The 13,012-nt window shown below is 43.7% G+C and carries 15 protein-coding genes; 13 read left to right on the forward strand and 2 right to left on the reverse strand.

Annotated elements, in window-relative coordinates; translation table 11 throughout:
* The first annotated feature begins 203 nt into the window (after positions 1–203).
* From RFK25_RS10270 to RFK25_RS10310, 9 genes are all read left to right on the forward strand, one after another.
* On the forward strand, positions 204–1,397 hold the full coding sequence (locus RFK25_RS10270) for a hypothetical protein (RefSeq protein WP_332413317.1): 1,194 nt from the start codon (positions 204–206) through the stop codon (positions 1,395–1,397).
* A 9-nt stretch (positions 1,398–1,406) separates the two neighbouring features.
* A complete protein-coding gene (locus RFK25_RS10275; protein WP_172088062.1) occupies positions 1,407–1,619 on the forward strand; it encodes a hypothetical protein in 213 nt (70 codons plus the stop codon).
* Between the two features lie 2 nt (positions 1,620–1,621).
* On the forward strand, positions 1,622–1,834 hold the full coding sequence (locus tag RFK25_RS10280) for a hypothetical protein (protein WP_105106741.1): 213 nt from the start codon (positions 1,622–1,624) through the stop codon (positions 1,832–1,834).
* 164 nt (positions 1,835–1,998) lie between these two features.
* Positions 1,999–2,418, forward strand: a complete 420-nt coding sequence (locus RFK25_RS10285) for a zinc ribbon domain-containing protein (RefSeq protein WP_332413321.1) — start codon at positions 1,999–2,001, stop codon at positions 2,416–2,418.
* A gap of 104 nt (positions 2,419–2,522) precedes the next feature.
* The gene (locus RFK25_RS10290) at positions 2,523–2,993 is read left to right on the forward strand and encodes a DUF3013 family protein (protein ID WP_332413322.1); all 471 of its coding nucleotides are present in this window, start codon (positions 2,523–2,525) and stop codon (positions 2,991–2,993) included.
* Between the two features lies 1 nt (position 2,994).
* Positions 2,995–3,348, forward strand: coding sequence for an ASCH domain-containing protein (locus tag RFK25_RS10295; protein WP_172019968.1), 354 nt, complete (start codon positions 2,995–2,997; stop codon positions 3,346–3,348).
* Positions 3,349–3,850: 502 nt separating this feature from the next.
* A complete protein-coding gene (prmA, locus tag RFK25_RS10300) occupies positions 3,851–4,804 on the forward strand; it encodes a 50S ribosomal protein L11 methyltransferase (protein WP_332413324.1) in 954 nt (317 codons plus the stop codon).
* A 1-nt stretch (position 4,805) separates the two neighbouring features.
* Positions 4,806–5,552: a 16S rRNA (uracil(1498)-N(3))-methyltransferase gene (locus tag RFK25_RS10305; RefSeq protein ID WP_332413325.1), complete on the forward strand. Its 747-nt coding sequence runs from the start codon at positions 4,806–4,808 to the stop codon at positions 5,550–5,552.
* A gap of 3 nt (positions 5,553–5,555) precedes the next feature.
* A complete protein-coding gene (locus tag RFK25_RS10310; protein WP_332413326.1) occupies positions 5,556–6,272 on the forward strand; it encodes a DUF554 domain-containing protein in 717 nt (238 codons plus the stop codon).
* Positions 6,273–6,299: 27 nt separating this feature from the next.
* On the opposite strand, the gene RFK25_RS10315 is transcribed toward RFK25_RS10310, so the two are convergent.
* Positions 6,300–6,821: a GNAT family N-acetyltransferase gene (locus RFK25_RS10315; protein ID WP_332413327.1), complete on the reverse strand. Its 522-nt coding sequence runs from the start codon at positions 6,819–6,821 to the stop codon at positions 6,300–6,302.
* Between the two features lie 39 nt (positions 6,822–6,860).
* Positions 6,861–9,401 (reverse strand): bifunctional 2',3'-cyclic-nucleotide 2'-phosphodiesterase/3'-nucleotidase, encoded by a 2,541-nt coding sequence (locus RFK25_RS10320; protein WP_332413328.1) that lies wholly within the window; start codon positions 9,399–9,401, stop codon positions 6,861–6,863.
* 262 nt (positions 9,402–9,663) lie between these two features.
* On the opposite strand from RFK25_RS10320, the gene RFK25_RS10325 reads away from it, so the two are divergent.
* The 4 genes from RFK25_RS10325 to RFK25_RS10340 all read left to right on the forward strand — a co-directional run bounded on the left by RFK25_RS10325 (position 9,664) and on the right by RFK25_RS10340 (position 12,937).
* Positions 9,664–11,865, forward strand: a complete 2,202-nt coding sequence (locus RFK25_RS10325; protein WP_172099176.1) for a RelA/SpoT family protein — start codon at positions 9,664–9,666, stop codon at positions 11,863–11,865.
* Position 11,866: 1 nt separating this feature from the next.
* On the forward strand, positions 11,867–12,310 hold the full coding sequence (gene dtd / locus RFK25_RS10330) for a D-aminoacyl-tRNA deacylase (RefSeq protein WP_332413330.1): 444 nt from the start codon (positions 11,867–11,869) through the stop codon (positions 12,308–12,310).
* A 62-nt stretch (positions 12,311–12,372) separates the two neighbouring features.
* Positions 12,373–12,558, forward strand: coding sequence for a hypothetical protein (locus RFK25_RS10335; RefSeq protein ID WP_024407687.1), 186 nt, complete (start codon positions 12,373–12,375; stop codon positions 12,556–12,558).
* A 301-nt stretch (positions 12,559–12,859) separates the two neighbouring features.
* Positions 12,860–12,937 (forward strand): hypothetical protein, encoded by a 78-nt coding sequence (locus tag RFK25_RS10340; protein WP_237656722.1) that lies wholly within the window; start codon positions 12,860–12,862, stop codon positions 12,935–12,937.
* Positions 12,938–13,012 lie beyond the last annotated feature (75 nt).

Genomic DNA, 13,012 nt, shown 5'->3' on the forward strand with positions numbered 1-13,012 from the left:
GATTTCGATTTTGTCTTCATAGCTCAATTTCATAAAAATAGCACCCCAAATGTTAGATTTTTTCTGTCTAACTTTTGGGGTGCAGTTCAATAGTTACAGTATCTTTATATTTGGACTTTTTGAAAAGATTGATTAGACTAGGTGAGAACTTTTGTATTGATAAGTAGAGCAATCGTTAACATATGGAGAGTAGGTTTGTTAGTATGGAAAAACAATATCAGGTATGGCGTATAACTGAGGAGACCATCTATTTATTAGAAAATGAAAAAAATATCATAGAGATACCAATTTCTCTTTGTGAAACTATTCCAAAAGAAGATGAAGTTGTTCAAATTTATTACGATGAAAGTAAGTATGTCATTCTACCTGTAGTAAGTTCAGTGAACCCAATCTTGTCTTTGTTAAGCCGGCAGAAGTGGCTAGTAATATTTTTGGTTTTCTTTATGGGAATAATAGTTCCATTCTTTGTTTTAGAGGTTGGGACTAATGAAGACACTTCGCAAACAAATATAAATCAGTCAGAATCAAGTTCTGTTGAAAAAAACACTAACAGTAGAACGAATAGCAGTAGTACTGACATTGAACAATCAAGTAGTACGGCAATATCGGCTAGTAGTTCAACAACTGTAACACCGACAACTAGTTCTGTAACACAAGGCTATCAAGATACGGATGATACAGAGACGATACCAAGTTCAGATAACTCTATTAATATTCAGGAGCTAGCCCAGTATAATTTTGCAAGTCTTAGAGGTCTTTGGAGAAATGGATATGGACATGAGTTGGAATTCAATGAGAATGGACTTGTTTCTGATGATTCTACTTTAGATAAGCTGGTAGTGTATGGTAATCGAGTTTCAATGTTGCTTAGTTCGGTTAATGGACCATCAGCTGTGTTGCAAATATACCCTAAAGGAACAGTAATGGAAATCAATTCACCATCTTTTCCTAATTTTGTAGACCCGTCTGATTCAACACGAGATAGGATTGTTGGCGGTCAAGTTCCACCAACGTCTGATGATGATTTTTATTACAGAGTTCAAACAACAAGCGGTATTAAAGTCTCAAAAGAGCCTGTAGATATAACGGTCGAGGAACTATCAAGGAGAGAAAATGATGGAGAATTGATTGATGGACAGCTATTTAGACTTCAAGTAGAGGCCTTTCATCGGGATTTATGGATGTCAACACCGGACTATGTACCTTCAGATATAAATTTCAGCATTATATTAAAATCTGATACTAGCCGAATTGCGGGCTATAGTGTGTATGCTAGAGAGAATGATGTAGAAAATTGGCGAGATGGTACCATAGCAGAAATAGTGGTAGAAATTTTGAAGGATGAAGAAGGGTATGACTATCCAGTAGTTATTTCATCCAGAGTGATTCGATACTAGGAGACAATTATGTGTTTATTAATTTTTATTGAGCTTATTTTGTTCTTGTTACTTTTGAAAAATCCATCATCTCCACTATTGCTTTTGAATTTTACCTTCATTGGCATTATTATCACATCTTTCAAGGATAATGAGGAGAAGAAACGTCAGTCAGCAGAAAAATCTCAAAATCACGTAGAGCACCATAGTGCTTTGTTGAATTCAAATAACAATGAGGAGTAAGAATGAAAAAACTATTTGTATTTACCTCTAAGGATAGTATTGAATTTTCAAAACAATTAGAGTTGTATTTAAATAATCCGAAAGTTGAAATTTTGGGAATTCAATATCAAGCAAACAATGAAGTTTATTCGACCTATGTTGGTCCTAAGTTTGGTTCAGTAAGAAATGCAACGGAAACATTCTATACTGCATTTATTACGTATATAGAGAGATAAATTGAAAAGAAAAATTTCGAGTTTTCAATGAGTTCATTAGCTATAGAAACTAAGCTGTTTGCTACTGTGTATTGGAATTTGTCGTTCCTTAAGCTGATTCTAAGAGATTTAAATTTACTGCGGAAAATGTTGTTCATTAATTAGATTTAGATTGGAGTTGTAAAATGATTAATCAATATAAAGTGATAAAAAATACAATGGATGTTGTTTACCTAGGTAAGGAAGACGGCAGTCTTTTGACTATAGAAAGAAAGTATTTTCAATTTTTACCGATAGAAGGTGAATTTGTTGAAGTATATGGCACAGAAGGGAATTATGTTGTAAAACAAGTACAGTCTAGAGTATCTAACGCGACTGATGTTAATGATAAAACAAAACGTTATAAAATAGTAGGCTGGATTACCATAGTACTAGCTCTGTTGTTTATTCCGATTGTTACTGGTACAATAGGGGTCATTATGGGCTATCTTGTTCGGAGTAGAGGGGATAAAGAACATGGGACTATTATGATAATTGTGGCTATTGGAATGACGATATTAGGAATGCTCCTCGGAACTATTTTTGGCTCATTTGCATATGCATAATGGATATAAATAAAAGCTGAAGAAATGAATCTTCAGCTTTTATTTATTCATCAGAGACTTATTATGGTACACTTATTATAACACAAAATCGAAAGAGGACTGATATGGCAAAACATGGCTTTTTAGATGTGCTGGAAGCAGCACTGGATAAACATTTTACCTACGATTATGAACTCAACTGGGACAAGAAAAACCATGCTGTTGAGTTGGCTTTTATCTTGGAAGCGCAAAATGCGGCTGGAATTGAAACGGTGGACGACGAAGGCAATGCGTCTTCTGAGGATATTTTCTTGGAGGAGTATGTCCTTTTCTACAATCAGGACAAGTCTCGCTTTGATGAGGAAGACTACCTGGTCGCTCTGCCATTTGACGCCAAGAAGGGCTTTTCAGCAGAGTTTCTGACCTATTTCGCAGGCTTTCTCAAGGACACCGCCGACCAAGGTTTAGATGATCTCATGGACTTTTTGGCGGACCCAGAAGCCCAAGAATTTGCGATTGCTTGGGACGGAGAGGCTTTTGAAAAAGGCAGAGCAGACTTGGTGGAAGGGGAATTTTACCCATATCCGAGGTATTGAGATGGTTCATGAAATGTTACTGGCTCCAAAACCTTTTGAAATGATGAAGTCTGGTCAGAAGACCATTGAGCTACGACTTTATGATGAGAAGCGCAAGCATATACAAATTGGAGATCACATCCGTTTTTATTGTACAGAAAATCAGACGCAAACGATCGAGGTGCAAGTATTAGATCTTCACATATTTGATAATTTTGCTCAGTTATACAAAGAACTAGATTTATTGTCTTGTGGGTATACGCAAAGCAGTATCAGAGAGGCGAAACCAGAAGATATGGAAGTTTACTATTCACGAGAACAATTAGAACAGTACGGTGCAGTTGGTATAGAATTGAGGGTAATAGATTCTATTTGACGTTCCGTTTTCCTTCTTGCTTGACTGCAGGCGAAATTTTTGCTATTATAAAAATAGAAAAGGCGTTGAGTTCCAGCTCAACGCCCAGTAGGACCGCTAAACGGTGGTTCAGTTCGTTAGATTAAATAACCGTCAGAACTGTGTCAAAGTTTGCTGACGGTTATTTTTTATCTCGAATAGCTAAAATGATGACGATTATCAAGCTCAGCATTTCAACAAGTAGACTTGCGAATGTGAACATGACAATCAGTCCATCAGCTACGGACAAAAGCATTCCTCCTTTCTAGCAGATTTGCTGTCCACTTTCATGGGCATCACCTCCGTTCAGAAACTTGGAACCACCGTTTCAAACTTTCCTACACATGTTTATTCGCAGTGCGATTAGAAAATTTTCGAAAAAGTATTATTAGGGTTCCATTGCGTAACATTAACTTGTAAAATGGGCTAGAAATCGGTACAATAATACAGTGATTGACGCATAGAAAAGAAAAGGAAAACAAACATGAACTCATGGCAAGAATTAACGATTCACGTGCATCGTGATGCAGAAGAGGCAGTTTCAAATCTGATGATTGAAACGGGCAGTCAGGGAGTGGCTATTAGCGACTCGGCTGACTATGTGGGACAGGAGGACCGTTTTGGTGAACTCTATCCCGAGGTGGAGCAGTCAGATATGATTGCGATTACGGCCTATTATCCTGATACTGTAGATATTGAGGAAGTTAAGGCAGATTTGGCGACTCGCTTGGCGGAGTTGACAGGCTTTGGCTTGGAAACGGGTCAGGTCAGCCTAGAAAGTCAGGAACTGGCAGAGGAAGACTGGGCGGACAACTGGAAGAAATACTATGAACCAGCCCGCATTACCCACGATTTGACTATTGTGCCGTCTTGGACGGACTATGAGGCGACTGCAGGTGAGAAAATTATCCGCCTGGATCCAGGTATGGCTTTCGGTACGGGAACCCACCCGACCACTAAGATGAGCCTTTTTGCTCTTTCTCAGGTCCTGCGTGGTGGCGAAACGGTCATCGACGTCGGCACAGGTTCAGGCGTCCTTTCCATTGCTAGCTCCCTCTTGGGTGCCAAGGAGATTTACGCCTATGACTTGGATGAGGTGGCGGTGCGTGTAGCTCAGGAAAATATTGACCTTAACGCCAATACTAGCAATATTCATGTTGCCGCGGGCGATTTGCTTCGTGGCATTGACATGGAGGCGGAAGTCATCGTTGCCAACATCTTGGCGGACATTCTCATCCATCTGACCGAGGATGCCTACCGTCTGGTCAAGGATCAGGGCTACCTGATTATGAGTGGCATCATCGCGGACAAGTGGGACATGGTGCGAGCATCTGCGGAAGCGGCTGGCTTCTTCCTTGAGACCCACATGATTCAGGGCGAGTGGAATTGCTGCGTCTTTAAGAAGACGGCTGACCGCTCAGGTGTGATTGGAGGCTAGGATGCAGCAGTATTTTGTCAATGGCAGAGCACCGCAGGGCGTGTTCCAGATTAGCGATAAGGACACCACCAAGCACATGTTTTCCGTCATGCGCTTGCAGGCAGATGATCAGATTGTCCTGGTCTTTGACGATGGTATCAAACGCTTGGCGCGTGTAGTGGACAGCCAAAGCCAATCTGTTGAAATCATCGAAGAACTGACAGACAATGTCGAATTACCTGTTTCCGTTACTATTGCCATGGGCTTTCCTAAGGGAGATAAGCTCGAGTTTGTCGCTCAAAAGGCAACGGAATTGGGTATGACAGCCCTCTGGTCCTTTCCAGCTGACTGGTCTGTGGTCAAATGGGACGGTAAAAAACTGGCAAAAAAAGCAGAAAAGCTAGAAAAAATCGCCCAAGGAGCAGCCGAGCAAAGCAAACGCAATCGGATTCCAGCTGTTTACTTGTTTGAGAAAAAAGCGGATTTCCTAGCCCAGCTGGCAGGTTTTGACCAGATTATCTTAGCCTACGAAGAAGCTGCCAAAGAAGGCGAACAAGCCAATCTAGTGAAAATCTTGTCTGGCTTAGAAGCTGGCCAATCAGTTCTGGTTATCATCGGTCCAGAAGGCGGGGTGTCGCCTGAGGAAGTTGTAGCTTTTGAAGGAGCAGGAGCTGTCAAGACAGGCCTTGGTCCTCGCATCCTTCGAGCAGAAACAGCTCCCCTCTATGCACTTTCTGCTATTAGCTACGCAACGGAATTATTGAGGTAGTCCATGTTCGCACTAGGAACGATTATCAATACGGTGGCCATTGCCCTAGCAGGTGTGCTAGGGTCTTGGATCGGTCATTTGCTGAAAGCACGGCATCAGTCTGGGCTAACACTAGCTAGCGGTGTTGCCATTCTCTTTTTAGGGATTTCAGGAACGCTGACTGGTCTTTTAAGAGTAGAAAATGGTCAGCTGGTCAGCCAGAACACCATGCTCTTTGTACTCAGTCTAGCTTTCGGTACTTTCTTAGGAGAAGTGCTTCATATAGAAGGTTGGTTTGAGCGCTTGGGTATCTGGCTCCGAGAAAAGTCAGGTAATGGTCAGGACTCTCAGTTTTTAGATGCTTTTCTAACTGCCTCCCTGACGGTCTGTATCGGTGCCATGGCCATTATTGGCTCAATCCAAGACGGCTTGACAGGAGATTATAGCCTTTTGGCCGTTAAGAGTATTTTGGACTTTATTATCATTTTGATTATGACCTCGAGTTTGGGCAAGGGGGCTGGATTTTCAGCAGTGCCAGTCTTTCTCTTTCAAGGGGCAATTACCCTCTTGGCACGTTTGATTGAGCCGTTGATGACAGATCAGGTCCTTGCTAATCTCTCCTTTATCGGCTCCGCCCTCATCTTCTGTGTCGGTGTCAATATCATCTGGGACAAAAAGATTCGCGTGGCCAATATGTTGCCTGCCATTCTTATCGCGGTTGTTTGGAGCTACTTTGCATAAGAAAAACCAGGATTTCCCTGGTTTTTACTATTTTCGTTCAAATTCTAACAGACTGACTTGCCCCAAGCCCTTCCAGACCTCCTCGATTTGCCCACTCTGTTGAAAACCATTTTTCAGTAGCACCTTCTGAGAGGCTCGGTTTTCTGGCAGGACAAAGGCAACGATTGCTTTTATCTGACATTCTTCTATTAGGAAATGGCAGAGCAGGCTGACTGCCTGACTAGCTAGACCCTGATTCCAGAAGGCATGATGAATCCGATAGCCAATGGTTACCGACGCAGACCGTTTCTTGTGGTCGAAAGCTTCCAAAACGCCAATCAATCTCCCTTGATGTTCCAAGCCCAAGAATAAGCATTTCTTCTTATTGAAATCCCTCTGGAAATGCCCAATGCGTTTTCGGAGGGTTTCTTTGTTTTGAGTGGAAGTGTTGGGTGTCATCTGAAAGTGAATGGGATTGGAATAGATTTCCCACAGGTCATCGAGGTCTGTTTCCTCGATTTTCCGAAGTTGGAAGGAGGTAGATTTTAGAGTAGGGAAGGTTTGAAACATGGTTTCCTTTTTAAAGAAGAGTTTGGACTAGCCAAACTCTTACACATTTTTACTATTTTTTTTCTTGCGGAAAGCACCGACAAGGCCCATCAAACTGAAACCAATCAGGCTAAGCATAGAACTTGCCTCACCAGTTGCAGGGAGTGTTTTCTGCCCTGTTTGAGTTGTTGCGGAGGAAGTGTTTGTCTTAGCTGTAGTAGCAAGTTTGTGTTTTGGTGCTGGTGTCGCTGGCTTGTCTGCGGGAAGGGTAATGACCTGACCAGATGGCAGTGTGATTTGAACACCAGTTTGACCTGTAGCTGAGTTAGTATTGGTATCTGTTTGACCAGTTGGAGGTGTTACCACTTTTGGCTCAGTGTAGACAAATTTGAATTCGCCAAATCCTTCGTTTTCAGTAGAGGCTTGGAGGTAAACCAGACCTTCTTGATCCGCTAGCAAGTCTTTTGCGCGATCGGCTGTCAAGAAACGGAGGTCTAAGCCCTTGATGCTATTTGTAAAGGTCCAGTTATTATCTGCTGTTGGGTTGATAACCTTCTCTGAGATGATATAGTTAATGATAGCTTGGCGGTTTTCTAGGTTGAGCAAGTAGTTGACAGAGGCATCTTTGACACCTGGGAAGGTACCGCTAGCACGGTAGTTGTTGGTCACAACGATAAATTCTTGCTCGTCTGTGACAGCCTGACCATTGTATTGAAGGTTGCGGACACGGCTGGCTGTTTCATTGACCACCTTACCACTACGGTCGTACTTGTTTGGCTTGGTGATGTCGTATTGATAGGTTACGCCATCAATGACATCGAAGTTATAAGTCCGGTAATCTGTATTGACCAGGTTTTGTGGCTCTGTTGAGCTTGGATCTACTTGGTTGAACTGACCTGCTGACATTTCCAACCATTCTCTGAGTTGGGCACCGTTGACTTTCAAGATCGCGACAACGTTGTCATAGAGGTAAAGGTCTGCTACGTTCTTGATAGCAATTGGACCGGTAGGAATATCAGTATAAGCACTTGCATCACCACGAGTACCAGCCTTGAAAGGCGCTGCTGCAGAAAGGATTGGCAGATCAGCTTCAGGCGTTCCTGCTAGTTGCTGTTTAGCATACCAGATTTGAGCATTGTTTACAATCTGTACAGAAGGGTCGTCTTGAACAAGGGCAAAGAAGCTGTTGATTGGTGCCGTTGTTTCACCGACTTGCTGGCGAACATAGTTGATGGTTTCAGTGTGAGCTTCTTTAGCGAGGTCAATGATACGACTGTCTGCCACAGATGACTTGGTGTCAATCTTGCGGATAGCAGCCTTGCTAGAAGTTGTGGTCCATTTACCGTCGGTGTAGGTCAGGTTGAGGTCGATAACGCCGAGGTGGTCACCGTATTTACCAGCCATGGTCACAGGAGTACCGTTGATTTTACCATTTGTGTCGTCCACGCCAGCATATTTAGCATAGAAGCTTGGTTTTTCGGCAGTTCCTGGGAATTCTGCGTGGGAGTGGCCTGTGATGACCGCATCAACTCCAGCTAGGCTGGCGATTTGGTAACCGACATTTTCCTCGCCGACTTCATACTGGTCATCACCGATACCTGAGTGAGAAAGGACTAGAACGATGTCAGCTCCATTTTCGCGAATAACAGGAACGATGTCACGAACTGCTTCAACCGCATCGCGCACGATGACCTTGCCTTCCAAATAAGCCTTGTCCCAGTTGAGGATTTGTGGCGGAACAATTCCTGTGATTCCGACTTTCAGGCTGACAGCCTTGCCAGTCGTATCTGTAAAGGTCTTGTCAATGATGGTATAAGGCTGGTAGAGGAAGTCTTTGGTTGTAGGATGTAAAACGTTGGCATTAAGAAGAGGCATACCCGCAGTTGCAATCACCTTACGGAGATAGTCTAGACCATAGTTGAATTCGTGGTTTCCAAGTGTACCAGCATCGAAGCCCAGCGTATCCAAGGCAGCGTACATAGGATGTTGTTCGCCTTCTTCAATTGGATCGATGATGGATTTGTAGTTTCCAAGCGGTGTTCCTTGAATGGTATCACCATTATCTACAAGCACAATGTTTGAATTCTCAGCTTTTGCCTCTTCGATTAGGACAGCAGTTTTGGCCAAACCAAGGGTTTCAACAGGCTTGTCCTGGTAGTAATCGTAGTTGACCAAGTTGGTATGGAGGTCCGTTGTTGCTAGGATACGGACATCGACAGATTGGCCTTCGACAGGAGTTGTTGTTTCCGTTGCGGCTGCGCGTGTTGCTGTAACAGGGCTAGCTGTTGTGTCGTTAACTGGAGTATTGCTGGTTTCTACAACAGGAGCAGCTTCTTCTGTTACTGGTGTAACAGGCTGGTCAGTGGTTTCTGTAGTTGGCGTGGCAGCCTCACCGGCTGTAGTTTCGGTAGTTGTCGGTGTGGCAACCTCACCAGTCGTTGCTTCGGCTTGGCTGGTTGCTACAGAGCTACTGGTTTCTGTTTCAGTCTTTAAAACAGGAGTATCTGTGCTGGCTTCTTGGGCAGAGACAAGGGCGGTGTTGGTGCTAGCCAGTAAAGCTAGGCTGAGGGCTAGGGCACACTTACTAAAACGAAATTTCATGAGAACCTCCATTTGATATAATCTCAAGAATATTATACATATTGAAAACGAAAACATCAACAGTTTCTACGAAAAAACAAAAGAAAAATAAAGAAAAATTTTCAGAAAAACAACAAAAAACGAACGATGACTAAAAAATGTTTGGTTAGTTTTCTTTGTTTATCGTCATTTTGAATGATATAGTATGGATGAATTGCCGCTTTCCTTTTTCTTTTCCAGTGAAAATGGTAAAATAATAGGAAATAGTTAGGGAGAGAAACAAATGAAGGAAATCAATTTTACAGGAGAAGAGGTTGTTGGGCTGACTGCTACCTACCTTCCAGCCGAAGATGTCGCTTTTGTTCAGAAGGCCTTGGATTTTGCGACGGAAGCACACAAGACACAGTTTCGCAAGTCAGGTGAACCCTATATTGTCCACCCTATCCAAGTAGCAGGGATTTTGGCAGGGCTCAAGCTAGATGCGGTAACCGTAGCCTGTGGTTTCTTACATGATGTGGTTGAAGATACGGATGTAACCTTGGATGATATGGAGGCTGAATTTGGTCCAGAGGTTCGCCATATTGTCGGTGGGGTGACCAAGTTAGGTAAGGTCGAGTACAAATCTCATGCGGAGCAGTTGGCTGAAAACCACCGCAACATGCTGATTGCCATGTCCCAAGACATGCGGGTGATTCTGGTTAAACTAGCAGATCGACTTCACAACATGCGGACTCTTAAGCACTTGCGCAAGGACAAGCAGGAACGGATTTCACGTGAAACGATGGAAATCTATGCTCCCCTTGCCCACCGCCTGGGTATTTCTTCTATCAAGTGGGAATTGGAAGATATGTCCTTCCGTTACCTCAATGAAGTTGAGTTCTACAAGATTACCCACATGATGAGGGAAAAACGACGTGAACGGGAAGAGTTGGTCAATGAAGTCGTCGACAAGTTGAGAGAATATACAGAGGAACGTCATCTGACTGGTCAAATCTACGGTCGTCCCAAGCATATCTACTCCATCTATCGAAAGATGCATGACAAGAAAAAGCGTTTTGACGAACTATATGATCTGACAGCAATCCGTTGCTTGATGGATACACCAAGCGATGTCTATGCTATGTTGGGTTACATTCATGAACTCTGGAAGCCTATGCCCGGTCGCTTCAAGGACTACATTGCCAGTCCAAAAGCCAATGGCTACCAGTCTATCCATACGACGGTTTATGGACCAAAGGGACCGATTGAGTTTCAAATTCGGACGGTGGAAATGCATCAGGTAGCAGAGTACGGGGTTGCGGCTCACTGGGCCTACAAGCGTGGTGGCAAGGCAACTGCTTCTGAAAAAGAGCTGCGTTGGATCAACAATCTGATTGAACTTCAAGAAGGGGCAGGAGATGCCCAATCCTTCGTTGATTCGGTCAAAGAGGACATCTTCACCGAGCGGATTTACGTCTTTACGCCAGATGGAGCGGTGCGTGAATTGCCAAAGGACTCCGTACCCATTGACTTCGCCTATGAAATTCATACCAAGGTCGGTGAGCGGGCGACAGGTGCCAAGGTCAACGGTCGCATGGTGCCTCTGACGACCAAGCTCAAGACAGGTGACCAGGTGGAAATTATCACTTCTGCCAACTCTTTCGGTCCAAGTCGTGACTGGGTCAATCTTGTAAAGACCCACAAGGCCCGCAACAAAATCAAGCAGTTTTTCAAGAACCAGGACAAGGAACTTTCCGTCTCCAAGGGGCGTGAAATGCTCCAGAACCTGCTCCAAGAAAACGGCTACGTTCCCAACCAATACCTGGACCGTCGCCACATGGACGAGGTCCTGCAAAAGACCAGCTATAAAACCGATGAGGCTCTCTATGCAGCGGTTGGTTTTGGGGAAATCTCTGCCGTGTCCGTCTTTAATCGCCTGACCGAGAAAGAACGCCGTGAGGCCGAGCGAGCTAAGGCCAAAGCTGTCGCGGATGAATTGGTCAACGGTGGCGAAGTCAAACACGACAACAAAGATAGTTTGAAAATCCGTCACGAAGGTGGCGTGGTCATTGAAGGGGCATCAGGCTTGCTGATTCGGATTGCCAAATGTTGTAATCCAGTACCTGGCGATGAGATTGTCGGCTACATCACCAAGGGACGTGGAGTTGCGGTTCACCGTGTGGACTGTATGAACCTCAAGAGTCAGGAAAACTATGATGTTCGTCTGATTGATGTCGGTTGGGAGGATGAAAACTCTACCAAGGAATACATGGCAAACATTGATATCTACGGCCTTAACCGCTCAGGGTTGCTCAACGATGTCCTCAAGGTCTTGACCAATGCTAGCAAGAACATTTCTTCGGTCAATGCCCAGCCAACCAAGGATATGAAGTTTGCGACTATCCATGTTTCCTTTGGTATTTCTAACCTGGCAACCTTGACCAGTCTGGTGGACAAGATCAAGTCGGTGCCAGAAGTTTACTCAGTGAAAAGGACCAACGGATAAGATGAAAATTATACTACAACGTGTGTCGCAGGCCAGTGTGACCATCGAAGGAAGTATCCATGGGCAAATTGAACAAGGACTTTTGCTCCTAGTCGGTGTGGGGCCAGATGACACACAGGAAGACCTGGACTATGCTGTTCGGAAAATTGTCAATATGCGGATATTTGCAGATGAGGCAGGTAAGATGAACAAGTCTGTTCAAGATGTGGCGGGCAAGATTTTATCCATTTCCCAATTTACTCTTTTTGCGGATACAAAAAAAGGCAACCGCCCTGCCTTTACAGGAGCGGCAGCTCCTGCCCTAGCCAGCCAACTCTACGATGCCTTTAACCAAGCCCTGTCAGCCTTTGTGCCCGTTGAAGTGGGCGTTTTTGGGGCGGACATGGCGGTCAGCCTGGTCAATGATGGGCCGGTGACCATTGTATTAGATACCAAAAATCGCTAGCCCTCTATACTTTTTGTGTCTATTTTGATATACTAAAAGTGAATTAGATGTGGAGGTGTGCCATGAAAAACTTACTGACCAATCATTTTTTCTACCTAACGGTGGCTTTCACCTTGATTTTGGTGATTTACTTTAGTGGAATTGACAAGCGCTGGATTATTCTGGCAAGTTTTCTCTATTTCATTCCTTCGCAGATTTTATACCGTCGTCGCCTTAAAGAGCGACTACAAGAAGACCAGCCCAAGTAGGCTGGTTTTTTGATGTATAAATTGGACTACAATTCTTTATTAAATATGCTATAATAGTTTTTGCAGAAAAGTAAAGACGGTGGCTCTAATTTCTGAAAGGTAGGTGGTGCCTATGGGCAAATCATCAAAATCTAACAGAAGGGCTAGCCCAAGCCAGCTGGTAAGTGAACTTACTCATCTGGCAACGACAAATCCTATAAGATTTGTCTAGGGCTCGCACTAGCTCGAGTTTTGAAAAATATCGTTTCAAAACTCTCACGTCGAAAGTCTTAGCTTGTCAACCTTTGAGGTATTAACACTCATGTTTGTAGCTGGTAACTTTGTTATCGCTCTCGTGATGTTAGTGCTTGAATTGGTAAAAACGACAAAAACATACTAAGATTAGTAGTGAAGAAATCTCCGACGGGAGAGAGTACTCACTACTTTTTTCATTCTCAAGATGATAAAGTAGAGG

Origin of the sequence: Streptococcus sp. SS-4456, assembly GCF_036680365.1 — a bacterium.
In the GTDB taxonomy this organism is placed as follows: Bacteria; Bacillota; Bacilli; order Lactobacillales; family Streptococcaceae; genus Streptococcus.

What these genes read in the sequence shown, in the direction of transcription:
- RFK25_RS10270 (WP_332413317.1), top strand. Translation starts at nt 204, where the DNA reads ATGGAAAAACAATATCAGGTATGGCGTATAACTGAGGAGACCATCTAT.
- RFK25_RS10275 (WP_172088062.1), top strand. Translation starts at nt 1,407, where the DNA reads ATGTGTTTATTAATTTTTATTGAGCTTATTTTGTTCTTGTTACTTTTG.
- RFK25_RS10280 (WP_105106741.1), top strand. Translation starts at nt 1,622, where the DNA reads ATGAAAAAACTATTTGTATTTACCTCTAAGGATAGTATTGAATTTTCA.
- RFK25_RS10285 (WP_332413321.1), top strand. Translation starts at nt 1,999, where the DNA reads ATGATTAATCAATATAAAGTGATAAAAAATACAATGGATGTTGTTTAC.
- RFK25_RS10290 (WP_332413322.1), top strand. Translation starts at nt 2,523, where the DNA reads ATGGCAAAACATGGCTTTTTAGATGTGCTGGAAGCAGCACTGGATAAA.
- RFK25_RS10295 (WP_172019968.1), top strand. Translation starts at nt 2,995, where the DNA reads ATGGTTCATGAAATGTTACTGGCTCCAAAACCTTTTGAAATGATGAAG.
- prmA (WP_332413324.1), top strand. Translation starts at nt 3,851, where the DNA reads ATGAACTCATGGCAAGAATTAACGATTCACGTGCATCGTGATGCAGAA.
- RFK25_RS10305 (WP_332413325.1), top strand. Translation starts at nt 4,806, where the DNA reads ATGCAGCAGTATTTTGTCAATGGCAGAGCACCGCAGGGCGTGTTCCAG.
- RFK25_RS10310 (WP_332413326.1), top strand. Translation starts at nt 5,556, where the DNA reads ATGTTCGCACTAGGAACGATTATCAATACGGTGGCCATTGCCCTAGCA.
- RFK25_RS10315 (WP_332413327.1), bottom strand. Translation starts at nt 6,821, where the DNA reads ATGTTTCAAACCTTCCCTACTCTAAAATCTACCTCCTTCCAACTTCGG.
- RFK25_RS10320 (WP_332413328.1), bottom strand. Translation starts at nt 9,401, where the DNA reads ATGAAATTTCGTTTTAGTAAGTGTGCCCTAGCCCTCAGCCTAGCTTTA.
- RFK25_RS10325 (WP_172099176.1), top strand. Translation starts at nt 9,664, where the DNA reads ATGAAGGAAATCAATTTTACAGGAGAAGAGGTTGTTGGGCTGACTGCT.
- dtd (WP_332413330.1), top strand. Translation starts at nt 11,867, where the DNA reads ATGAAAATTATACTACAACGTGTGTCGCAGGCCAGTGTGACCATCGAA.
- RFK25_RS10335 (WP_024407687.1), top strand. Translation starts at nt 12,373, where the DNA reads ATGAAAAACTTACTGACCAATCATTTTTTCTACCTAACGGTGGCTTTC.
- RFK25_RS10340 (WP_237656722.1), top strand. Translation starts at nt 12,860, where the DNA reads ATGTTTGTAGCTGGTAACTTTGTTATCGCTCTCGTGATGTTAGTGCTT.